The following is a 21,451-nucleotide window of genomic DNA, read 5'->3' as shown; positions in this document are numbered from 1 at the left end:
ATCCTCATGCTCCCAGCATGAAAGTTGGCATTCGCAGCAACGGCCTCCAAAATTGTCGTCGTGAATCTCCACAACTGAATTGGTCCGCCGCTATGTTTTAGAAACAGAAAACCAAGAATGGCTACCGAGCGACCAAAGCCGGAGGAGATTGCCTGCCCTGGATTTTCGACCAGTTGCTGCAACGCGGACAAGATGAGCACCGTTCACGACTACACCAATCGCTGCTTGTCAGAAAACAACATCAAGAAATCTGGCACTGGCAAAGAAACTCTGCGGGACTGGCCCTATGCCGCATCGAAGAGCATTGCTAAGCTCCGGCGCAGGAAGACGCGATGGAAACGACGGCTCTAACGTACGAAATGATGGTGGTGTTGGGGCTTCTGGGCCTGACCGTATTTCTGTTCGTGTCCGAGATCGTTCGCATTGATTTGGCGGCGATCCTGATCATGGTGATCTTGGGTGCGTTAAGCACATTGCCCGGGCTCGAAAACCTTTCCAACCGGGCCGATCTGTTTTCCGGCTTCTCGTCAAATGCCGTTATCTCGATTGTCGCTGTCATGATTATCGGGGCCGGACTGGACAAAACAGGACTGATGTCAAAGGTCGCGGCGCTGATCTTGAAACGCGGCGGCACAACCGAAGCAAGAATTATTCCGATCGTTTCCGGCACTGTAGGGGTTATCAGCTCCTTTATGCAGAATGTGGGCGCAGCTGCATTGTTCCTGCCAGTTATCAGCCGAATATCGGCACGGACCGAAATTCCAATGAGCCGCCTCGCAATGCCAATGGGCTTCTGCGCTATCCTTGGCGGGACGATCACGATGGTTGGATCCTCGCCATTGATCTTGCTGAATGACCTGCTGATTTCGTCGAACAGAACACTTTCGGCCGAACATCAGATGGAGCCGTTTAGTCTTTTTTCTGTAACACCAATTGGCGTGATGTTGGTACTCACTGGCGTCTTGTACTTTGTGCTTCTCGGTCGATGGATTTTGCCCGGCCATCGTGGGCGCGGCGAGGACGCAGGCGCGGCACGGTCAATGCAGACATATGTCGAGAATACCTATGGTTTGCGCGCCGATATGTTCGAGGTACGCGTTCCAGAAGGATCAATCCTGATAGGGCAGACACTGGCCGATATCATGGTCGCGCACCATATTTACATACTGGGTACGTCTTACAGAGGTCACAAGGTCATCGCTCCGATGGCGGATACCACAATCGAAGCCCCTGCGCGCTTGGCTATTCTGGGCCTCAGACGGGTGCTGCAGGACGAATTTGCCGAGCCGTATGGTCTGGAAATTCTGCCCAGTTTGGATGTGTTCGCCGATGACTTCGCCGCAACCGAGTCCGGGGTCGCCGAAGTCGTGATCCCGCCGGGCTCTTCGGTTATCGGTCAATCGCCCATCGCGCTCCGCTTGCGTCAAACGCACGGTCTGTCCATCCTAGCTATACATCGTGGCGAAGAAACGATGAGCCATGTCGAAACCGAAGACCACGTTGCCACCCATATCGGTGAAGTTTTGCTGCAAGCTGGCGACACTCTGGTTGTTCACGTCCAATGGGAACGGCTCACGCGTCTCAAGTCTGACCAGGCCTTCGTGGTCGTTACGTCGGATTTCCCGCAAGAAGAACTGCGCCCACACAAGGTCCAATGGGCACTCGGCTTCTTTTTGATGACGCTCTGCTTGATATTGTTTACCGACCTGCTCCTGTCACTTGCTCTCTTGGCGGGAGCGGTTGGGATGATCCTGTCGCGTGTACTTTCGATCGATGAAGCTTATGACGCGGTCAGTTGGAGCACTGTCTTCCTTTTGGCTTCGCTGATCCCGTTGGGAATTGCTGTGCAAAACACTGGCACGGCAGCTTGGATAGCGGAAAAAGTGCTTGTTCTGTTGGATGGCTGGCCGCTCTGGTCGCTCCAGGCCGGCTTGGCGGTACTCGCGACGATCTTCACCCTCGTGATGTCGAACGTCGGCGCGACTGTGTTGCTGGTACCATTGGCCATCTCAATTGCGATTTCGTCCGGAGGCGATCCGGCAGTCTTCGCTTTGACGGTTGCGATTTCGACCTCGAACTCGTTTCTGATCCCAACTCACCAGGTCAACGCTTTGATAATGGGGCCAGCAGGCTACCGGGTTGTAGATTTTATCCGTTCCGGTGGAATTATGACCATCTTGTTCCTGATAGTATCGATGATCGGGCTGACACTCTTCATCTGAGGCAGCTGCAAGATGTTGCTCTTGAGTGGTCCCGGAGAACTCTATCTCTTTGACCCACTTCAGAAAGTGCAGTGCGGCCCTTAACTGCCTTCCGTGTCATGTTCCGGATGCTGCGCCTGCAGTCCGCAAAGCGGACATTAACCTTGACGCAAAGCTGCATGGAAATTGCTCAAAAAATGTTGTGTGAATAGCGTCAAAAAGTTGTGGATGCGCAGAAGCTGGGCTTGGCAAGGGATTTCGTGACGGCGTAAGAGCCGAAGGCAATGATGTCACCGTCGGCGCCCAGAAATGACGCCAAAGATCAGAACATTCTCCGGCGAACTCTGACGGAAATAGGGCAGCTTCCAGGTTTGCCTGCCCACGAAACTTTCTGACTTCAATGGCTGAGAACCTGGTCAAGAAAGTTTTTCGTCCGCTCGTTTTTCGGCGCACTGAAAAAGCTCTCAGGATCGTCTTCCTCGATAATCTCGCCCGCATCCATGAAGATGACTCGGTCGGCCACCTTACGCGCAAAGCCCATTTCGTGGGTCACGCAGATCATCGTCATGCCCTCTTGGGCAAGCGTCACCATGACGTCTAGCACTTCTCCGATCATTTCAGGGTCAAGCGCCGATGTCGGTTCATCGAAGAGAAGGATCTCTGGTTTCATGCAAAGCGCCCGAGCGATAGCCACGCGTTGCTGCTGGCCGCCTGAGAGCTGCCCTGGGTACTTCTCCGCCTGGTTGCCGATCTGCACCTTATTCAGAAACTCCATCGCGGTCTTTTCGGCATCTTCTTTGGAGATCTTGCGGGCCAACATCGGCGCGAGCGTGCAGTTCTCCATGATCGTGAGATGCGGGAACAGGTTGAAGTGTTGGAAACACATACCGACCTCGCGCCGCATCTCTTCGATATTCGGCGCGTCCGCGGCAATCTCGTCGCCGTTGATGAGGATCTGCCCCGACTGGTGTTCTTCAAGCTGGTTGATCGTTCGGATCATCGTCGACTTGCCCGAGCCGGAAGGACCGCACACGACCAGCACTTCCCCTTTTGAGACGTTCAAGTTTACATCCCTGAGCGCGTGATAGGAACCGTACCACTTGTTCACGCTCTTCATTTCTACGGCGGGTTTCATAACTGTCTCCTCAACGTCAGGTTTTGACTGCGGCGGTCACTATGATTTCGACTTTCAAAACATCGCGGGCCAGTTTGGCTTCGCCACAGGCGCGTGCAGGCGCATGGCCCTTAGGCACCCAGGCATCCCAAACTGCATTCATCTCGGCAAAGTCCGACATATCGGCCAGCCAGATGATCGCCTGCAAGATGTGCTTTTGATCCGATCCAGCCTCAGCCAGCAGGGCGTCGACGCGGTTCAGGCAGTCCATGGTCTGTTCGGCCACCGTCTCGCCCGCCCCGACCTGCCCGCACAGGTAGGCGACGCCATTGTGCTTCACGATCTTGCTCATCCGGTCCGAGGTATGCATGCGTTCAATCATGTCTTATCCAATCAGGTCGCGCGTATTCAGCGCATCTGTGATCTCGGTCAAAATTGCCGGATCGTCGATGGCAGCCGGTTGTTTGTAGTCCGCGCCATCGGCGATCTTCTGCATGGTCCCGCGTAGCACCTTACCCGACCTTGTCTTCGGCAAGCGGAGGACCGGCACAGCTGTCTTGAAGGCCGCAACCGCTCCAATTTTGTTGCGCACCAGTTGTACCAATTCCTTTTCAAGTTCGTCACTCGCCCGGTTCGCGCCGTCGTTCGTTACGTAGAAACCCAGCGGCATCTGACCCTTCAGGGCGTCTACCTTCCCGACCACTGCGCATTCGGCAATGTCGGGATGCGCGGCGATGACCTCTTCCATCGCGCCGGTCGAAAGCCGGTGACCCGCGACGTTGATGATGTCATCGGTGCGCGCCATGATGAACACATAGCCGTCGTCATCAATGATCCCGGCATCAGACGTGGCGTAGTAGCCGGGAAACTCTTCCATGTAAGACGACAGGAAGCGTTCCGGCGCATTCCACAGCGTCGGGAACCCCGACGGCGGCAGCGGCAGCTTGCACACGATGTTGCCGAGCGTGCCTGGGACGACTGGGTTGCCCTCGTCGTCCAGCACGTGAATATCGTAGCCAGGCATCGGCTTGCCAGGACTTCCAAGCTTGATAGGAAATGCGCCAAGGCCCACCGGATTGCCCGACATCGCCCAGCCGGTCTCCGTCTGCCACCAGTGGTCGACTACTAGGCGGTCGAGCTTCTCCTGCGCCCATTCAATCGTCGCGGGGTCGGACCGTTCGCCTGCCAGGAACAACGTGCGGAAATCTTTCAGGTCGTACTTTGCGATCAATTCGCCTTTCGGGTCTTCCTTCTTTATCGCGCGAAAGGCGGTTGGCGCAGTGAACAGGGCCGCGACCTTGTGGTCCTGAATGACACGCCAGAAAGCGCCCGCATCCGGCGTGCCCACGGGCTTGCCCTCATACATCACGGTCGTGCAGCCATGCAAAAGTGGCCCGTAGCATATGTAGGAGTGCCCCACGACCCAACCCACGTCTGACGCGGCCCAGAACACCTCGCCGGATTTGAGCCCGTAGTGTTTCTCCATTGTCCACTTGAGCGCGACCATGTGCCCGCCGGTGTCGCGGACAACGCCCTTTGGCTGACCCGTCGTGCCCGAAGTATAGAGAATGTAGAGCGGATCGGTCGCGGCGACGGGCACACATTCGGTTCCCTGCCCTGCCGCTTTTGCGGCGCCGACCAAGTCGGCGTAATCGTGATCGCGCCCCTCGGTCAGCTCGCAAGGATGCACCTCGCGCTGCAAGATGAGGCAAGCGTTCGGCTTGGCTCTCGCGATCTCGATCGCCTCGTCCAGAAGCGGCTTGTAGGAAACGATACGCCCAGGCTCGATCCCGCAGGAGGTCGAGACAATCGCCTTAGGGGCCGCGTCATCGATCCGCGTCGCCAACTCGTTGGCGGCAAACCCGCCGAATACAACCGAATGGATCGCCCCTAGTCGCGCACAGGCCAGCATCGCGAATACCGCCTGCGGCACCATCGACATATAAATCACGACCCGGTCGCCCTTTTCGACGCCAAGGCCGCGCAGCACATGGGCCAGCGCCGACACCTCGGCCTGAAGCTCGGCAAAGGTAAACCGCGAAACCGTGTCTGTTACTGGACTGTCATAAACAAGCGCCAGACGGTCGCCATGTCCAGCTTCGACGTGCCGATCCACGGCGTTGAAGCAGGTATTACACTGCGCGCCGTCGAACCAGCGCCCATAGACGCCCGCGTCTGCGTTGAATACCGACGTGGCCGGTTCGAACCAGTCGATGCCCTTCGCCGCCTCTTCCCAGAAAGCGACTGGATCAGCCTTCCACGCGGCATATGCAGTTTCGTAGGTCATGACATCACGTAGTTCAGGCCAAGCCGACCACCATCGACGTAGATCGTCTCGCCGGTCACATAGCTGGACCTTTTCGAGCAAAGGAAGGCTACGACGTCGCCGATCTCCCGCGCCGTGCCTGCGCGGCCCAACGGCGTCCTCGACATCGCCATCTTGAAAGCTTCGGGGTTCGCGTTCACGCCGGCCATCATTTCGGTGTCGATGGAACCTGGGCCGACCGCGTTGACGCGGATGTTGTTCTTCGCGAGCGCCAGCGCGGCCACCTTGGTCAGCTGCATGACACCACCCTTGGAGGCGCAATAGGCTGGGATCGCCGGGATCGCGACCTGAGCATTGATTGACGACATGTTTACAATGGCGCCTTCGATGCCTTTGTCCACCATCGCTTTGGCCGCCCGTTGCGTCGCCACAAACACGCCGCGCAGATTGATGCCGATGACTGTGTCAAAGGCATCGAGATCATAGCTCAGAAAGTCGCCCGGCATCGCGATCCCGGCGTTGTTCACCAGCGCCGAAACCGTGCCGTGCTCGGCCTCGATTTTGTCGAACAGCTTCAAAATCGCGTTGGTGTCGCCGAAATCGCAGACGTAGCCCGCGCCACCGAGTTTCTCAGCGGCCTCGACTACGCTGTCCTTAATGTCAGCGAGGATGACCCTGAAACCATCCTCGGCGAGTGCTTCTGCGCAAGCCAGGCCTATGCCCTGCGCGGCTCCGGAGACGAGTGCTATTGGTTTGTCGGTCATGTCAGATATCCTGCCCGTAGTCGGCCTTCGCCTGTTCTTTCGTAATCAGCCCCGCGTCGACATCAGCGGCAACGAGTGCCGGATCGCGCCCGGACGGCACGCCGTAGCCGCCGCCGCCCGGCAGGCTCAGCACAAGCCGCTGGCCGTTCTTCACAAGCTGTCGCCCCTTCGAGCGAAGTTGTGTGCCATCGGCCAGTTCCACACGCCCCTCGCCACCTGGGCCACCGCCGTCGCGGCCCCGTGCGGGGTTCTTGACCCGGTCGAACATGGCGTTGAAGTAGAAGTCATAGCCCGCGCGCGGCTCGATCTCGATGGTCTGGCCCAGCCCGCCGCGCAGCGCGCCCGCACCGCCGGACCCGGCCCGCAAGTCCTTGCGCCAAACAGTGATCGGGCCGACCTGCTCGGTGGCCTCGACGCTCATCGTCGAGACGCCGGAAGGAAACGCCGTCGCCGACAGCCCGTCGAACGAGGGCCGGGCGCCGGTGCCGCCGGAGTTAAACATCAGCACCTCGCGGTTCGGCAACCCGCTGTCGGGGTCGCTCGCCCGCGACGAGATCTGAATGTTCCAAAGCGCCGACGACCCCTCCGCCGGGACCGTGTTCGGCAGCGCCTTGTGGAGCGCGCCCAAGACGACGTCCGGCACCAGATGCCCCATCACATGGCGCACCGAAACCGGCGCGGGGCGCTTGGCGGCCAGAATGCAGCCCTCGGGCGCGGTGATGCGGAACGGCTCTAGTGAGCCGGTGTTGTTCGGGACTTGCGGCGCAATCGCGCATTTCAACCCATAGCAGGCGTAGGCCCGCGTGTAGACCTCGGGGCAGTTCACGCCGAACCGGCTCATGCCGCTGGTTCCGGCGAAATCCGCCAAAAGCGTGTCGCCTTCGATGTCCAACCGCACCGCCATATGCACCGGCGCCTCGTAGCCATCGACCTGCATCGTATGCTCGAACATCCCGTCCGGCACCTTTGCAATGGCTTCATGTGTGGCCTTCCGGCTGGTCTCGATGATGAAATCCGAGAGCCCGTCGATATTATCGATGTCAAACTCGTCCAGCATCGCCTGAAGCCGCCGCTCGCCCGCCTCGTTACAGGCCGCCAGCGAGTAGATATCGCCCACCGTCTGGTCCGGCGTCCGCACGTTGGAGCGGATGAGGCGCACGAGGTCTTTCGACACCTGCCCGCGCTCGGCGAACTTCATGATCGGGATCAGCAGGCCTTCTTCGTAAACCTCGTTACCATCCGGCCCAAACCCGCGCCCGCCAATATCCACCACATGCGCCGTACAGGCGAAGTAGCCAATGTGCGTGCCCTTACGGAACACGGGAGACACGATGGTGATGTCGTGCAGATGCCCAGTGCCCATCCAGGGGTCGTTGGTGATGAGAACGTCGCCCTCGTAGATCTCCTGAACGCCGATCTCGCGTACGAAATGCGTCACGCTTTCGGCCATGGCGTTCACATGCCCAGGCGTGCCCGTCACAGCCTGCGCGATCATCCGGCCCTGCCGGTCGAACAGCCCCGCCGAGAGGTCACCCGCCTCGCGCACCGAGGTCGAAAATGCCGTGCGGATCAGCGTGGTGGCCTGTTCCTCGACCACCGCGATCAGCCGGTTCCACATGATCTGAAAGTCGATGCTGGTTGGCCCGCTCATGCTGCGCCCTCCTTACAGCTCAACAATAAACTGCCGTCGCCCTGCCCCGTGACCCGGTAGGCCGAGGTCACAATCGTGGTCGTTTCCTGCTCCACGATCACCGCCGGGCCGTCCACGCTGACACCGGGCGAAAGCGCCTCGCGCACGACTTCCTCGGCATCGACCATGCGGCGCTTTGCGGCGTCGTAGAACTGCCGGGTGCGGATTGCTGTCGCCGCCATCCCGCCATCATGCCGCGCCGCCGCCGTGACCTCGGGCAAAACCGTCGCCACGATCAGCGACCAGTTCGTGATCTCGCAGGCCAGCCCATCGATGATCCGGCCAAAGAGCGTCCGATACGCCTCTTCAAAGGCCGCGAGGACCATCTCGGCGTCACCCTCTGCAAAGGTCTTGTGCTCCAGCGGCACCGGAATTTCCCAACCCTGCCCCGAGTAGCGCATAAAGGCTGTCAGTTGCGTCTTGGTTTCTGCATCGGCCGCGCCCGCGCGGACAAAGGCCGTGGCTTCCTCCTCCAACTCGGCCAGCATTTCGTTGACCGCGCCCGCATCGAAGTCGGACAGGCGCTGGAACAGACCCCGCGTGGCCTCGTAGCTGAACGGCGCCTTCAGGAACCCGATGGCCGAGCCGACTCCCGCACCTGGCGGGATCAAGAGTTCGCGGATGCCGAGTTTCTCACAGAGCCGGCAGGCATGGAGCGGTGCGCCGCCACCGAAGCCGATCATCGTGAAATGCTCGATGTCGCGCCCGTTTTCCACCGTGTGAACCCGGGCGGCATTGGCCATGTTCTCATCCACCATCTCAGTCACGCCAAAGGCGGCGTCTTGGGTCGAAAGCCCGGTCGCTTCACTCAACCGCGCCTTCACCGCGGTGTCCGACAACTCCGGCGACAGCGGAATGGCCCCGCCCGCGAAATTCTTCGGGTCCAACCGTCCGAGCAGCAGATTGCTGTCCGTGACCGTCGGCTCCTCGCCGCCGCGCTGATAACATGCGGGCCCCGGTTCCGAGGCGGCCGACTTCGGCCCGACCTGAATGCGCCCCATCGCGTCAATCGAGGCAATCGAGCCGCCGCCCGCCCCGATCTCGACCATCTCGACCACTGGGGTCGAGACCGTCATACCGGAGCCCTTCTTGAAGCGATAGGTTCGCGCGACCTCGAAGGTGTTCGCCGTCTTCGGGCTGCCGTCTTCGATGAGGCAAATCTTCGCTGTCGTCCCTCCCATGTCGAAGCTCAGGACCTTGTCGAGCCCATGCGCGCGCGCGAAGTCAGCGGCGTAGATCGCGCCCCCGGCTGGACCGGATTCCAACAGCCGCACGGGCTGTTCGGCGGCCGTCTCGACAGAGATCAACCCGCCGCCCGAGTGTAGCATGAAGACCGGAGCACCCACGCCCGCCTCGCGCAGACGCGATACCAACCGACTCAGGTAGTCGGCTACCTGCGGCTGCACGTAAGCGTTTGCAATCACGGTATTGAAGCGCGGCAACTCGCGCATCTGCGGCGAGATCACCGAAGAGATCGAAATCGACAGATCCGGCGCGACCTTCCGTAGCGCTTCGGCCATCTGCACCTCGTGCGCGTCGTTGGCATAGGCGTGCATCAGTCCGATCGCCACCGCCTCGTACCCGCCGTCCACGACGCGCTGCGCCATTTGGGCGATCTCGCCTGCGTCCAGCGGCATGAGAACCTCGCCCGCCGGCCCCATGCGCTCGTTGAGCGTCAGACGGTCGCTGCGCGGAACCAGCGGGACCGGGAGGTTCAGGTTCAAGTCATACTGCTCGAAGCGGTTTTCCGACCGCATCTCAATCACGTCCCGGAAACCTTCCGTCGTGATGAAGGCCAGCTTCGCACCGCGCCGTTCGATCAATGCGTTGGTGACCAGCGTTGTGCCGTGGATCACTTGCTCAATCGCCGACAGGGGCACCCCGGCCTGTTTGGCGGCCTTCTCGATCCCGTCAAGGATCGCTTGCTCCGGCTGGCTGTAGTTCGTCAGAACTTTCGTCGTCGACAGCCCGCCGGGATGGGCAAGCGCAACATCGGTGAATGTGCCGCCAATGTCGACGCCGACGCGGACTTCTGGTTGGGACATCTTGTCAGAGACTTCTCAGAATTTGGTTTGCAGTGAACGCGGTCTGGTAGAGCCGCGACATGATGGGAGCCGACGGTACCGTCGTCACATCTGTGATCGGCAGCGGCAGGTCCGCCGGGTCGGCACCCGACAGCAACTCGGCCATCGCTTCGCCAAAGAGCGTCCCGGTCGTGATCCCGCGCCCGTTATAGCCGATTGAGGTGTATAGCCCGTCGCCGAGATTGTAGATGCGTGGCAGGTGGTCAGGTGTCATGGCAATCTGTCCGTGCCATGCCTCTTCGAACGTGACCGGCCCGAGATCTGGGAACAGCCGCGTGAGCTGCTTCTTCGCCCAACGATGCGACAGCCCTTGCCCCACCGAGCCGACGACCGTGCCCATCGAGCCGATAATCAGACGGTCCTCCATATCGCGCCTCAGCGAGAACATAATCTGCCCGGTGTCCCACAGCCCCTGCCGCTCGGGCAGGATGTGCATCACGCGGTCGCCCATCGGTTCGGTAGCGAGTTGAAAATAGTGGATCATCGTAAAGACGCGTTTCAGATCCGGCCAAAGCTCGTCCGTGTAGGCATTGGTGCCCAACACGACATGTTTCGCGCTGACCGTTCCAGCGGTCGTCTCAACGACCCATCCGGCACCGTCCTTGCGCAGCTTCTTCGCCCGAACGCCCGTGACAATTTCGGCGCCCGCGCCGCGTGCCGCGCGCGCCAGACCCCGGCAATAGCCCATAGGGTTGATCGTCCCGGCGCGCTGATCCAACAGACCGCCGTGAAACACCTTGGTCCCAACCTTTTCGGCCATCTCGTCGCGGGAGAGCAACTCAACTGGCGCATCCAGCCGCTTCCATTCTTCGTAGCGCGACCGTAAATCTTCGAAGCCGGAGGGCGCGTGGGCCGCGTGGAGCGTGCCCGTTTTCGTCGCCTCACAGCGAATCTGATGCTTTTCGATCAGCGAGAAAACCTTCTCAGGTCCCTCGCCAAACCGCTGCACAAAGCGCGGCCCGTAGGTGTCACCCAACTTTTCACGAACCTTGGCCGGCGGATGCCAGACGCCCGCATTGACCAATCCGACATTGCGCCCGGACCCGCCATAACCGATGTGGTTCGCCTCCAGCACCAGCGCCTTTAGCCCGACCTCAGCACAGTGCAACGCGGTCGACAGACCGGTAAACCCGCCACCCACGATTGCAACATCAACCGTGGCGTCTTCGGTCATCGGATTGGTATAGTCCTCCTCAGCGGCGGAGGTGTCCCAAAGCGAAATTGCACCGTTGCGTTTCAAGGCAGACCCCCGCGAAAGTCAGAGTGACCTCAGTATGGGAAGGTTGCATCAACCCCTTTGTCGTGTCAATATATGAAAAACTTGTTCTATATAACGGCACAAATACTATGACAAAGCTCAAGCTCTCCTCCTCCGAGATGGTTAAGGCGGCACGCGCACGCATTGAGGAAATCGAAACCACAGACCTGATCAAAATGGTCGGTGAACCAAATGTAGTAATTGTCGACATTCGCGATATCCGCGAACGCCAGCGCACTGGCGCGATCCCCGGCTCGGTGCATGCACCGCGCGGGATGATCGAATTCTGGGTCGATCCAGATAGCCCCTATCACAAGGAGGTTTTCGCACAGGAGGGCAAGAAGTACGTCTTCCACTGCGCCTCTGGCTGGCGCTCGTCGCTTACCGTGGCCACGCTTCAGGACATGGGTTTTGACGCGGCGCACCTGAAAGAAGGCTTCTCGACCTGGGCGGAACAGGGCGGCCCGGTCGAGCCCGTCGAGAAAAAGTAGTCAGGTCCGCCCGACCTTCGCCGTTACAGAGTTGGCAGCGTGGGCCACCAGCGAGCCTAGCCACTCCGGTCCCTTCTCGGGCATGTTAACATCCGGCAAAGACACACCAAGAGCGGCGATCGCCTCGCCCGAGGGCAGGGTGATCGCAGCGCCGAAGCTCAGGATCCGCTCGCGAAACTCGCCATGATCGATTGCGTAACCACGTCGCAACGTTTCATCGATGTCGGCATCGAGCTGCGTCATGTTCGTCAGCGTCAGTTCGGTATGCCGACTGAGCTGACCGGTCACCTGCGGCCGCAGCACATCATAGTTCCGAGCGAGGATGGCCTTGCCGGTCCCGACACAATGGATCGGCGCCGACCCACCGATGGGGTTCCACGACCGTATCGGTTTAGGACTGTCCAGCTTGTCAATGTAGACAACCATCAGATTTTCCGGCACCGCGAGATAGATAGCCTCGCCGGTCTCCTGGCTCAGATGCTTCATTTCCGGCGCCGCCAACTCGCGCAAGTTCAGATTGTCCAGCAGCGCCCGCCCGACCTGCCAGGTTTTCAACGTCGCCGCGTATGTCTTGTCGGCGTTCTGCTTCACGTATCCAAGTGCAGTCAACGATTGCAGCAACCGGAATGTGTTCGACTTCGTCAGATCGAGTGACTTGGACAGCTCCGTCACGCCCATACTGCTGTTCGACCCTGCCAGCCTTTCGAGTATGGACAGCCCCTTGGAGAGCGTTGAGTCAACCTTTGGCTCTTTCATTTCTGTAATCGTCTCTTCCTCCGGTAATGCTGTTCATTTATGCCTCTGCTTCGTCCTCTTTTGAAAGGGGTGGTGGTGCGTGGACCCTAATCTCCGGCAATGGACCCTCGAACTTTCGCATCGACACCCTGGCAGAGTGCGCCGCGGGTGACTGCGACAGGGACGACGTCCGCAGATCGTGCGTCAACGCATTTGGGTTCCCATGACGGTCGCGCATCTGCGGCGCATTGAAATCCGGGTCCCACCAGGCGCCGGTCCACAGAAACACGCAACCCTGCCGAATCTCATCGGTGACTTTCGCGCCCGCCAGACAGCGCCCACGCGCATTGAACAACTCGACGACATCGCCATGCGCAATCCCCAGCGGAGCCGCGTCGTCGGGGTGGATCAGCACAGGTTCCCGCCCCGCGATCTTGTGGCTGAGGCTGTAGGCACCATTATCCAACTGACTATGGAGACGGGTCTTCGGCTGCCCTGACAGCAAGTAGACCTCTCCGATTCCCGCCGCCAGATCGCGCGGTGGGAACCACGCTGCGTGACCGAAGCAATCGTCGAGGCCGAAAGAGGCCAGCGTCTCGGAGAAGATTTCGATCTTCCCGCTCGGTGTCGGCAGAGCGTTTTCCGCCGGTTCGTCGCGGAAGTCGGCGAGGAAAATCTGGTTTGGTGAGGGATCGGGCAGAGTAATGACATCCCCCCCCATGAACGTTTTCCAGTCGGGCAGGTTCTGGTCATGACCAGCCGCAGCACTGCGCGTCTGCTCCCAGATCGCCTCAAGCCATTCTTCGGATGATCGTCCTTCGGAAAACGCCTCCAGTACACCCATCCGCGCGGCCAAATCACAATACATCTCGTATTCGACACGCGCCTCGCCTGGCGGGGCCGTCAGCGCGTGCATCGGGATCAATCCATTATCTGACTTGCCGGCCCCGAAATCCCGCCGCTCCTGCGCCGCTGCGACCGGTAGCACGATGTCGGCGTGTCGTGTGGTCGCCGTCCAGTTGACGTCGTTTACAATCACAGTATCGGGCGTCTGAAACGCTTCGTGCAACCGGCTCAGGTGCTGGTGGTGGTGAAACGGATTGCCCCCTGCCCACCAGACCAGCCGCGCGTCTGGGAAATGCCGCGTCTCACCGCAATAGGTATAGGCCCCACCAGGGTTCAGCAGCATTTCGGAGATTGCCGCCACCGGTATGAAATCCGCCACCGGATTGCGCCCCTGCGGCATCGTCCCCCAGCGGAACAGCCGCTCGATGTTCCCCACGTTGGCGTTCACGCCGTAGCCGACCGTATAGCCACCGCCCGGAAGACCGATCTGCCCCAACATCGCGGCCAGCGTCACTGCCATCCAGAGCGGTTGCTCGCCGTAATCGGTGCGTTGAACCCCGGCAGCGACCGAGATCATGCAGCGCCCACCGGCCATACGCCGGGCCAGCGCACGGATCTCGGCGGCGTCGAGCCCCGTTTTCTCGGCTGCCCATTCGGCTGTCTTCGCCACCCCGTCGCTGGCGCCGGTCAGATAGGCCTCGAATTTCTCGAAGCCTACGGTGTAGCGATCAAGAAACGCGGGGTCGTGCAGGTCCTCGTCGTGCAACACGTGCGCCAGCCCCAACATCAACGCCGTATCCGAGCCGGGATTGGCGGGCATCCAATCTGCGCTGAGCGCCTCGGCGGCATCAGTCCTGAGCGGGCTTATGTTTACGAACTGCACCCCCGCCTCCGCACAGGCCTCTAAGTTGTCCGCCATCCGGTGCCGCGCGACGCCGCCGTCGCTGACCTGCGTGTTCCTGAGCGCCATACCGCCGAACATCACGACCAGATCGCTATGCTCTGCGATCACCGACCACCTCGTCGCCTGCGCGACATGGCTACGGAACGGCCCAACAATATAAGGCATCATTACCAGCGCGGCGTTGTAACTGTAATTCCCCTCAGACCGCACAAACCCGCCGATGCAGTTCAGGAACCGTTTCAACTGACTTTGCGCATGGTGAAATCGCCCAGCGCTCGACCAACCGTAACTGCCCGCAAAGATGCCCGCGTTGCCGTGCATTTCACGCACGCGCGCCAGCTCGCCTGCGATCAGGTCAAGCACGCGATCCCAAGAGACCTCGACAAAGGCGTCCCGTCCCCGCGGAACGCGCCCCGGCTCTCCTTCGAGCCAGCTTTTCCGCACCGCAGGGCGGAGAATGCGCGCCGACCCCGCCAGACCACCGGAAATGTTGTCATTGATCGGCGAGCCGTTCGGATCGTCGGGGTGCGCCTCGACAGACAGGATACGCCCGTCTTCCACCCGGGCGACACCGACGCCCCAGTGATTTGCAGTAAGCTTTGTCTCTACGACCACCTTGGTGGGTTCCTCACTCAATGTGCCACTATGCTGAACACATATTCTGAATATTGACACAATTGAAGGGCAATGCCACAACCGAGTCAACTCTATGGACGCATCCCATGTCGCAAAAATCCAGACCAGTCGCTGACCAGCTCGTTCAGGGAGGCCGTCCGGCCCACATTGACGGCCGCCATGTAAATCTGCCGATCGAGCTTGGCTCGACAATTGTTTTTGACACGCTCGCCGCCTTCGAGGCCGCCCGTGACGCCCGCTACGAGCCAGGAACGATGTATTACGGGCGCTACGGCAACGAAGCGGTTTTTCAGCTCGAGGGGATGCTGGCGGATCTCGAGGGCGCCCACGGCATCACCATGACCTCGTCCGGCGTTGCCGCGATCACGCTGGCGCTGATGACTTTCGCACGCCCGGGCAGTCACCTACTCGTTGCGGACCACGTCTACGGCAACACCCGCATCTTCTGCGTAAACTTCTTGCGCCGCATGAACGTCGAGGTCGAATACTACGACCCGATGATCGGCGCGGATGTGGACGCTCTGATCCGCGACACCACCTGCGCCATCATGTTCGAGGCCCCCGGCTCCGGCACTTTTGAGGTCCCAGACATCTTAGCCATCACAGGCGTCGCGCGCGCGCGTGGCTTGCCGACTATCTTTGACAACACTTGGGCCACGCCGCTCTTCTGCCGCCCGCTCGACCTCGGGGTCGACATCTCCGTGGCCTCAGGCTCGAAATACCTCAGCGGCCACTCCGACTGTATGCTCGGCACAATCGCCACGACCGAAGAGCACTTCGCCGCCGTGCGCGAAACCGTCATGGCCGTGGGCGACAAGACCGGCGGGCAGGAGGTCTTCTTGATGCTGCGCGGCCTGCGCACGTTGAAGCTCCGCATGGCATCCGCCAACGCCGCAGGGCGCGAGATGGCGGCCTGGTTTGCCAAGCAACCGCAGACAAAACGCGTCCTACACCCGGCGTTTGAGAGTTGCCCCGGCCACGAGTTTTGGAAGCGTGATTTCTCCGGCGCCTCCGGCCTCTTCGGCGTAGCCTTCCACCCCTGCCACGACGACCAGATCCGCGCCTTCGTCGATGCGCTTCACCATTTCGGTATCGGCGTCAGCTGGGGTGGATTTGAGAGCCTCGTCCTACCCGTCAAGCCCGTCCGCAGCGCGGGCACATGGGACGAGGAGGGCCAGCTTGTCCGCTTCAACATTGGCCTTGAGGATACTCAGTCGCTCAAAGACGACCTCGCGGCCGCACTACCCCTTCTCAACGCTTGACCCATCCGGAGCCACTCATGCCGTCCAATAAGATCGACCATTTCGCCATCGGAACCGACACGCTAGAGAAAGGCGTCGCTGCCATGTCGGACACACTCGGTGTCGAGGTGCCACGCGGCAGCAAACACGACGCGATGAGTACACATAACTGCGTTATGCAGGCGGGAAACGAAAGTTTCTTCGAACTGATCGCTATCGACCCGGACGCGCCCGACCCGAGCCGCACCCGCTGGTTCACGCTTGACGATCCCACCACAAGGGCCCGGTTGGCCGAACGCCCCCGCGCGCTCTGCTGGGTCGTGAACACCGACGACCTTGACGGCGTCCTCGCGGCAAGTCCGGTCGACCTGGGCGAAGTCGTCGACTTCGCCCGCGGCGATCGCACCTGGCGTTTGACTGTGCCCGTTGACGGCAGCTTGCCCATGGGCGGCCTGTTGCCCGCATTCATCGAATGGTCGCCGGGTCCACATCCCAGCACAGGGCAGCAGAACCTCGGCGTGACGCTAAAAAACGTTCACCTGCACCACCCAGACCCCGAAGCGCTTTCCATCACACTGAAAGCGCTCTCCATCGATCATCTGGCCAAGCTCCATGAAGGCCCCGAAGCGCTTTCGTTTGAGTTGGGCACACCCACGGGCTCGGTCACACTGGACTGAAGCAGGAGGCTCCATGCCCGCTCCACCCGATCCCGACCTGACGGTTCATGCGAAAGTAAGCTCGCGTGTTTCGACGCTCAATCCAACACGATCAGCTACATCGTTCGTGATCCGGACAGCAACGCCTGTGCGGTCATCGACGCGGTAATGAGTTTTGACTGCGCCGCTCGCCGTCTCAGTTTCGATTGCGCCGACGCGATGATCGATCATATCGAAGCAAACGAGCTCAAGCTAGATTAGATCATTGAAACCCATGTCCATGCAGATCACCTGACCGGCGCGCGTTACATTCAGAAGCGTCTTGGAGGCAAGATCCGCATCAGCGATTACATCGTCACCGTCCAGGACATTTTCGGCAAGGTTTTCGACGAAGGCACCGACTTCGAGCGGAACGGTTCTCCATTCGACGCCCTCTTCGCGGATGGTGACAGCTACCAAATCGGAGGTATGGACGGTTTCGCCATGCACACCCCCGGCCACACGCCCGCCTGAATGGTTCATGTTGTCGGCGACGCAGCCATTGCAGGAGATACGCTCTTCATGCCGGATGGCGGTTCGGCAAAGGCGGGTTTTCCCGATGGGGGTGCGGGAGCGCTATACGATTCCATTCAGCGGGTCTTTTCCTTGCCAGACGGGATGCGCCTGTTCGTGTGCCACGATTATGGGCCAGGCAGTCGTGCTATCGCCTGGGAAACCACGATCGGAGCGCAGAAAGAGGAGAATATCCACGTTGGCGGCGGCACGAGCCGCGATGACTTCATCCGCATGCGTACAGAACGTGACGCACAGCTCTCCATGCCCGCCCTCATCATCCCTTCACTTCAGGTGAACATCCATATGGGAGTTGTCCCAAGGGACGACGATGGCAGTATGTCACGGAAGCTTTCCTTGAACAGACCTTAAAAAGCGGGCTGCACAACTGTGCAGCCCGTCCAGTCTTCAGGGAGGGAAAAGTCTAGCGCTCAGAAATGGCCATGCGGCCTTTCAGGTACTCGCCATACTGGCCAAGCGAGAAAATAAACGCCCAGTAGATCAGTGCGACGAACACATAGACCTCCAGGTAATGTGGCGCCCATTCACCTGTGCCGAAGGCCGCTTTAGCCGAGGCCATGATGTCGAAGAAGCCGATAATGATGACCAGCGCTGTCTCCTTGAACGTGATGACCACCATGTTGATCGTCGACGGCAGAGCGTGACGGAATACTTGCGGCAATACGATGCGCCCCAGCGTCTGCCAATAGCTGAGTCCCAACGCGGCCCCGGCCTCGAACTGCCCCTTCGGGATCGCCTGAAACCCGCCCCTGAACACTTCGGCCTGATAGCAGGCAAAGAACAGGGCGAAGGCGATGATGACCCGCCAGATTTTGTCGCCTTCCAACCAACTTGGCAGTATGATCGGGATCACGACGGCAGCGGTAAAAAGCGTCACTAGCAGCGGCAATGAGCGCACGAAGTCGATCAGTACCACCGCAAAACCGCGCACAAACGGCATCTTCGACCGCCGCATCAGCGCCAGTCCGAGACCCATCGGCATTCCAAGCAGCACGACCGACGAGAACAGGAACAGTGTCAGCGACAAGCCGCCCCAACCATCTGTCGTGACTTGTTGCAGCCCGATGAGGCTTCCCTCCATCAACAGGTAGTAAGTTGCAAAACCGACGATCCACAGCGTGACGATCCTGCGGGCGGTCCACATCAGAGGTATGCAAGACAGGATGACCGTCGCGATGATCGCCACGGCGGCCAGCGTTGACCGCCAGTGTTGGTCGAACGGATAAAGCCCGAACAGGATCAGTCGGTGCCGCGCATCGATGACGGCCCAACAGGCCCCTGCCCCGGTACCCTTGCCGCATTGATCGACGTTTTCCGCCGACCAGATCGCGCGCAGGATGGCCCAATCGAACAGGGTCCAGGCCAGCCACAACAGGATGCCGAAGACGATCACTGTCAAAGCCGTGTCGGATGGTGACGAGAACGCCCGTTTGCGCAATGTCGCCCCGATGGACGTCGTCGGGCTAGGGGGTGCGGATGCTGAGATATCGGCCATGTCAGTGTGCCTTCAGTTCCATGCGGGCATTGAGCCAGTTGGTAAACACGGCCAAGCCTCCGTTCACGAGAAGGAACGCGCCCGCCAAAATCGCAATAAGCTCCAGCGTTTGCCCCGACTGCGTGATCGAGATCGAGACGATGTAAAAGAGGTCACTAAACCCGATCGCCACACCAATGGTCGTTGCCTTCATCATGAAGATCCACTGGTTGCCCAACGGCGGAATGATCGAACGCAACGCCATCGGCATCTTGATCCGCGACCAGATCTGGCCCGTCGATAGCCCCAAAGCCTGCCCGGCCTCGGTCAGCCCGCGCGGCACCTGCGCCAGCCCACCACGGACGACCTCGGCGATATAGGCACTGCCATACAGCGTGATCGCAACAATCATGCCGAACAGCTCGATCGGCACCGTGATCCCGCCCCGGAACCGCAAGCCCTGAAGCGAAGGGATCGAAACGAGCGCCTCTCCTTCTGGACGCATGATCGCCGCCACGATCAGGCTCAGCAGAATCGACCCACCCATCCAGATCAACAATCCTCTGAGCAAGGGCTGCTTGTTCCAGATCAGCACGACTCCAAGCACAATGGACGCCAATAGCAGCGCCACCGCTACTCCCGGTGTGACGCTCAGCCCCGGCATCATCAAACCGCGGTTCGATAGGAAAAAAGTATCCGCCATCGACATCGCTTGCCGGGGGCCTGGCAGGTTGATGAGCACCGCGTAGAGAAAGACAAGTTGCAGGATCAGCGGAATGTTCCGGAAAACCTGTACATACACCGTCGCCGCCGACTTTACCGCGATGTTCGACGCATCCCGCGCTGTACCGATGATGAACCCGAACAGCGTGGTCAGGAAGATCGCAATGAAACCGACAAACAAAGTGTTCAGAAACCCGACAAACAGCGTCTGCGCATACGGGTCCATGATGCTTTTTTCGACCAGTGAGAAACTATAGTCCCACCCGGTACTGCGCTCCAGAAACCCGAAGCCGCTGGTCAGTCCCTGCGCTTCGAGATTGGTTCGCGCGGTCATGAAGGCACCAGCGACAGCAAAACCAGACAACCCAACCAGCGCTGCTTGGATAAAAAACCTGCGTTGCTTCGCCTTGCGGCGCAGCTCATCAGCCTTTGACATGATGGCCCCTACCCGGAAAGAGAAAAGGGCCGGCCCAACCGCCGACCCTTGCGTCTGTTGACTTCAGTCGAGGATCGGCGCGTAGAGAACGCCGCCGTGGCTCCACAGGTTGTTGAGACCACGATCCAGATTGTAGGGGCTGTTTGCACCCAGGTTACGGTCGTAGACCTCACCAAAGTTGCCGACCGCCGCGATCATCTCGCGGGCCCAGGTGTCGCGTAGGCCAAGCCGTTCGCCCATGCCAGGCTCGGCGCCCAGGAGCCGCGCAACCTTAGGGTTGGGCGGGTTCGCGGCCATCTCTTCGACATTGGCCATGGTGACACCCTCTTCCTCCGCGATCAGCATCGCGGCCAGCATCCAGTTGACCACATCGACAAACTCTTCGTCACCCTGACGCATCGCAGCAGAAATAGGTTCGGACGAAAGTTGGTCGCTCAGGATCACGTGTGCATCCGGGTTGTCGATCTCGGTTGCACGCAGAACAGCCAGGTTCGGTCCCCAACCCGCAAAGGCGTCGCAACGGTTGGCGACGTAGGCCGCTCGCAATTCAGCCGCGCTTTCGTAGGACACCATCGTGTGCTCAACGCCTATCGTCGACAGGTAGTTTGCCGAAATGCGTTCGATGGTTGTGCCAGCCTCAACGCAGATCGTACCGCCTTCGAGATCCTTCGCTTCTGTGATGCCAAGATCTCCATGCGCCATGAACTGAGTACCGCCGAAAAAGTAAGGCAGGCTGAACTGAAGACCAAGTTCAGTGTCACGGCCCATCGTCCAGCCCGTCGCCTTAATTATGACGTCCACATCGCCCGACTGTAGTGCGGGGAAGCGCTGCGCCCAGGAGAGCGGTACGATCTGATTGGCATTCGGATCGCCGAGGATCGCGGTGGTTAGCGCGCGGCAAAGGTCGATGTCGAGACCCTTCCACTCATTCTTGTCGTTCACTTCGACAAAGCCGAAGTAGCTGCCGTTGTGTCCGGAGCAAAGCAGCGTCCCGCGTTCTTTGATCTGCTGGACAGTCGGGCTCTCAGCCATAGCGGTGGCGGGCAGCATCGCTAGTGCGGCCGCCGCTATGCCGAGAAAAGAAGATTTAGTGAGCATGATGACCTCCCTATTGTTCTATATATCAGCACAAATGTGCCGTTATATAGAATTTCTGGAAAACCCTGTTGGAGTCAAGGAAATTCAGGGCAATTGCAGAAAAACCAGTTTCACAGTGCTGAATCGCTGGGCGATGCGCGCAACTCAAAGCCCAGCACTTGGACAGTCATCCAGAGTGGCGCAATCCAAGGCGCCGCGCGCTAGCGAAAGACACGCTACTGATAAACTTCGTCCAGTTGGCGTTGCTCGAGAGAGTGAGGC

Annotated in this window: 16 protein-coding genes and 1 pseudogene; 5 read left to right on the top strand and 12 right to left on the bottom strand. The window is 60.0% G+C overall.

The features are described from left to right. Positions 1 to 332: 332 nt before the first annotated feature. Positions 333 to 2,222 (top strand): SLC13 family permease, encoded by a 1,890-nt coding sequence (locus tag KUV51_RS00555; protein ID WP_222519685.1) that lies wholly within the window; start codon positions 333 to 335, stop codon positions 2,220 to 2,222. Between the two features lie 376 nt (positions 2,223 to 2,598). Here KUV51_RS00555 and KUV51_RS00550 read toward each other — a convergent pair whose 3' ends face one another. From KUV51_RS00550 to KUV51_RS00520, 7 genes are read right to left on the bottom strand one after another with little or no spacing between them, the layout of a single operon-like run. Then, entirely contained in the window at positions 2,599 to 3,336 is a 738-nt protein-coding gene (locus tag KUV51_RS00550) for an amino acid ABC transporter ATP-binding protein (protein WP_222519684.1), read from the bottom strand. Positions 3,337 to 3,352: 16 nt separating this feature from the next. After that, entirely contained in the window at positions 3,353 to 3,697 is a 345-nt protein-coding gene (locus KUV51_RS00545) for a RidA family protein (protein WP_222519683.1), read from the bottom strand. Positions 3,698 to 3,700: 3 nt separating this feature from the next. Beyond that, positions 3,701 to 5,602, bottom strand: a complete 1,902-nt coding sequence (locus tag KUV51_RS00540; RefSeq protein ID WP_222519682.1) for a propionyl-CoA synthetase — start codon at positions 5,600 to 5,602, stop codon at positions 3,701 to 3,703. Continuing rightward, the gene (locus KUV51_RS00535) at positions 5,599 to 6,345 is read right to left on the bottom strand and encodes an SDR family NAD(P)-dependent oxidoreductase (RefSeq protein WP_222519681.1); all 747 of its coding nucleotides are present in this window, start codon (positions 6,343 to 6,345) and stop codon (positions 5,599 to 5,601) included. Before KUV51_RS00535 ends, KUV51_RS00540 begins: the two co-directional genes overlap by 4 nt. A 1-nt stretch (position 6,346) precedes the next feature. After that, on the bottom strand, positions 6,347 to 7,996 hold the full coding sequence (locus tag KUV51_RS00530) for a hydantoinase B/oxoprolinase family protein (RefSeq protein WP_222519680.1): 1,650 nt from the start codon (positions 7,994 to 7,996) through the stop codon (positions 6,347 to 6,349). Further along, positions 7,993 to 10,080: a hydantoinase/oxoprolinase family protein gene (locus KUV51_RS00525; protein WP_222519679.1), complete on the bottom strand. Its 2,088-nt coding sequence runs from the start codon at positions 10,078 to 10,080 to the stop codon at positions 7,993 to 7,995. The genes KUV51_RS00530 and KUV51_RS00525 overlap by 4 nt, the downstream gene beginning before the upstream one ends. Before the next feature lie 4 nt (positions 10,081 to 10,084). Further along, positions 10,085 to 11,359, bottom strand: coding sequence for an NAD(P)/FAD-dependent oxidoreductase (locus KUV51_RS00520; protein WP_261385583.1), 1,275 nt, complete (start codon positions 11,357 to 11,359; stop codon positions 10,085 to 10,087). Positions 11,360 to 11,466: 107 nt separating this feature from the next. On the opposite strand from KUV51_RS00520, the gene KUV51_RS00515 reads away from it, so the two are divergent. Beyond that, the gene (locus KUV51_RS00515; RefSeq protein WP_222519678.1) at positions 11,467 to 11,868 is read left to right on the top strand and encodes a rhodanese-like domain-containing protein; all 402 of its coding nucleotides are present in this window, start codon (positions 11,467 to 11,469) and stop codon (positions 11,866 to 11,868) included. On the opposite strand, the gene KUV51_RS00510 is transcribed toward KUV51_RS00515, so the two are convergent. Together KUV51_RS00510 and KUV51_RS00505 are read right to left on the bottom strand one after the other, a co-directional pair. Continuing rightward, positions 11,869 to 12,624 carry an IclR family transcriptional regulator gene (locus KUV51_RS00510; RefSeq protein ID WP_222519677.1) on the bottom strand — a complete coding sequence of 252 codons (756 nt, stop codon included), beginning with the start codon at positions 12,622 to 12,624 and terminating at the stop codon, positions 11,869 to 11,871. 37 nt (positions 12,625 to 12,661) lie between these two features. Beyond that, positions 12,662 to 14,989: a molybdopterin-dependent oxidoreductase gene (locus tag KUV51_RS00505; protein ID WP_222519676.1), complete on the bottom strand. Its 2,328-nt coding sequence runs from the start codon at positions 14,987 to 14,989 to the stop codon at positions 12,662 to 12,664. Positions 14,990 to 15,075: 86 nt separating this feature from the next. Between KUV51_RS00505 and metC the strand changes: the two genes are divergently transcribed. The 3 genes and pseudogenes from metC to KUV51_RS00485 form a co-directional block, all read left to right on the top strand. Continuing rightward, entirely contained in the window at positions 15,076 to 16,251 is a 1,176-nt protein-coding gene (metC, locus tag KUV51_RS00500) for a cystathionine beta-lyase (RefSeq protein WP_222519675.1), read from the top strand. Positions 16,252 to 16,268: 17 nt separating this feature from the next. Then, positions 16,269 to 16,907: a VOC family protein gene (locus tag KUV51_RS00495; RefSeq protein ID WP_222519674.1), complete on the top strand. Its 639-nt coding sequence runs from the start codon at positions 16,269 to 16,271 to the stop codon at positions 16,905 to 16,907. A gap of 63 nt (positions 16,908 to 16,970) precedes the next feature. Continuing rightward, positions 16,971 to 17,810 (top strand): annotated as a pseudogene (locus KUV51_RS00485) (MBL fold metallo-hydrolase); the annotation flags it as partial. A gap of 52 nt (positions 17,811 to 17,862) precedes the next feature. Here KUV51_RS00485 and KUV51_RS00480 read toward each other — a convergent pair. The 3 genes from KUV51_RS00480 to KUV51_RS00470 all read right to left on the bottom strand — a co-directional run bounded on the left by KUV51_RS00480 (position 17,863) and on the right by KUV51_RS00470 (position 21,190). Next, positions 17,863 to 18,954, bottom strand: coding sequence for an amino acid ABC transporter permease (locus KUV51_RS00480; protein WP_222519673.1), 1,092 nt, complete (start codon positions 18,952 to 18,954; stop codon positions 17,863 to 17,865). Position 18,955: 1 nt separating this feature from the next. Next, the gene (locus KUV51_RS00475) at positions 18,956 to 20,092 is read right to left on the bottom strand and encodes an ABC transporter permease subunit (RefSeq protein WP_222519672.1); all 1,137 of its coding nucleotides are present in this window, start codon (positions 20,090 to 20,092) and stop codon (positions 18,956 to 18,958) included. A gap of 63 nt (positions 20,093 to 20,155) precedes the next feature. Continuing rightward, positions 20,156 to 21,190: an amino acid ABC transporter substrate-binding protein gene (locus KUV51_RS00470; RefSeq protein ID WP_222519671.1), complete on the bottom strand. Its 1,035-nt coding sequence runs from the start codon at positions 21,188 to 21,190 to the stop codon at positions 20,156 to 20,158. Positions 21,191 to 21,451: the final 261 nt, after the last annotated feature.

Origin of the sequence: Tateyamaria omphalii (genome assembly GCF_019802125.1) — a bacterium.
Lineage (GTDB): Bacteria > Pseudomonadota > Alphaproteobacteria > Rhodobacterales > Rhodobacteraceae > Tateyamaria > Tateyamaria omphalii_B.
Note: the sequence above shows the minus strand (reverse complement) of the source record. Positions and strands in the feature narration are given on the sequence as shown.

Excerpts from the sequence above, each read along its gene's own strand:
- KUV51_RS00525 (WP_222519679.1), bottom strand. The coding sequence starts at position 10,080 with ATGTCCCAACCAGAAGTCCGCGTCGGCGTCGACATTGGCGGCACATTC.
- KUV51_RS00495 (WP_222519674.1), top strand. The coding sequence starts at position 16,269 with ATGCCGTCCAATAAGATCGACCATTTCGCCATCGGAACCGACACGCTA.
- KUV51_RS00535 (WP_222519681.1), bottom strand. The coding sequence starts at position 6,345 with ATGACCGACAAACCAATAGCACTCGTCTCCGGAGCCGCGCAGGGCATA.
- KUV51_RS00550 (WP_222519684.1), bottom strand. The coding sequence starts at position 3,336 with ATGAAACCCGCCGTAGAAATGAAGAGCGTGAACAAGTGGTACGGTTCC.
- KUV51_RS00470 (WP_222519671.1), bottom strand. The coding sequence starts at position 21,190 with ATGCTCACTAAATCTTCTTTTCTCGGCATAGCGGCGGCCGCACTAGCG.
- KUV51_RS00555 (WP_222519685.1), top strand. The coding sequence starts at position 333 with ATGGAAACGACGGCTCTAACGTACGAAATGATGGTGGTGTTGGGGCTT.
- KUV51_RS00475 (WP_222519672.1), bottom strand. The coding sequence starts at position 20,092 with ATGTCAAAGGCTGATGAGCTGCGCCGCAAGGCGAAGCAACGCAGGTTT.
- KUV51_RS00530 (WP_222519680.1), bottom strand. The coding sequence starts at position 7,996 with ATGAGCGGGCCAACCAGCATCGACTTTCAGATCATGTGGAACCGGCTG.
- KUV51_RS00540 (WP_222519682.1), bottom strand. The coding sequence starts at position 5,602 with ATGACCTACGAAACTGCATATGCCGCGTGGAAGGCTGATCCAGTCGCT.
- KUV51_RS00480 (WP_222519673.1), bottom strand. The coding sequence starts at position 18,954 with ATGGCCGATATCTCAGCATCCGCACCCCCTAGCCCGACGACGTCCATC.
- KUV51_RS00515 (WP_222519678.1), top strand. The coding sequence starts at position 11,467 with ATGACAAAGCTCAAGCTCTCCTCCTCCGAGATGGTTAAGGCGGCACGC.
- KUV51_RS00510 (WP_222519677.1), bottom strand. The coding sequence starts at position 12,624 with ATGAAAGAGCCAAAGGTTGACTCAACGCTCTCCAAGGGGCTGTCCATA.
- metC (WP_222519675.1), top strand. The coding sequence starts at position 15,076 with ATGTCGCAAAAATCCAGACCAGTCGCTGACCAGCTCGTTCAGGGAGGC.
- KUV51_RS00545 (WP_222519683.1), bottom strand. The coding sequence starts at position 3,697 with ATGATTGAACGCATGCATACCTCGGACCGGATGAGCAAGATCGTGAAG.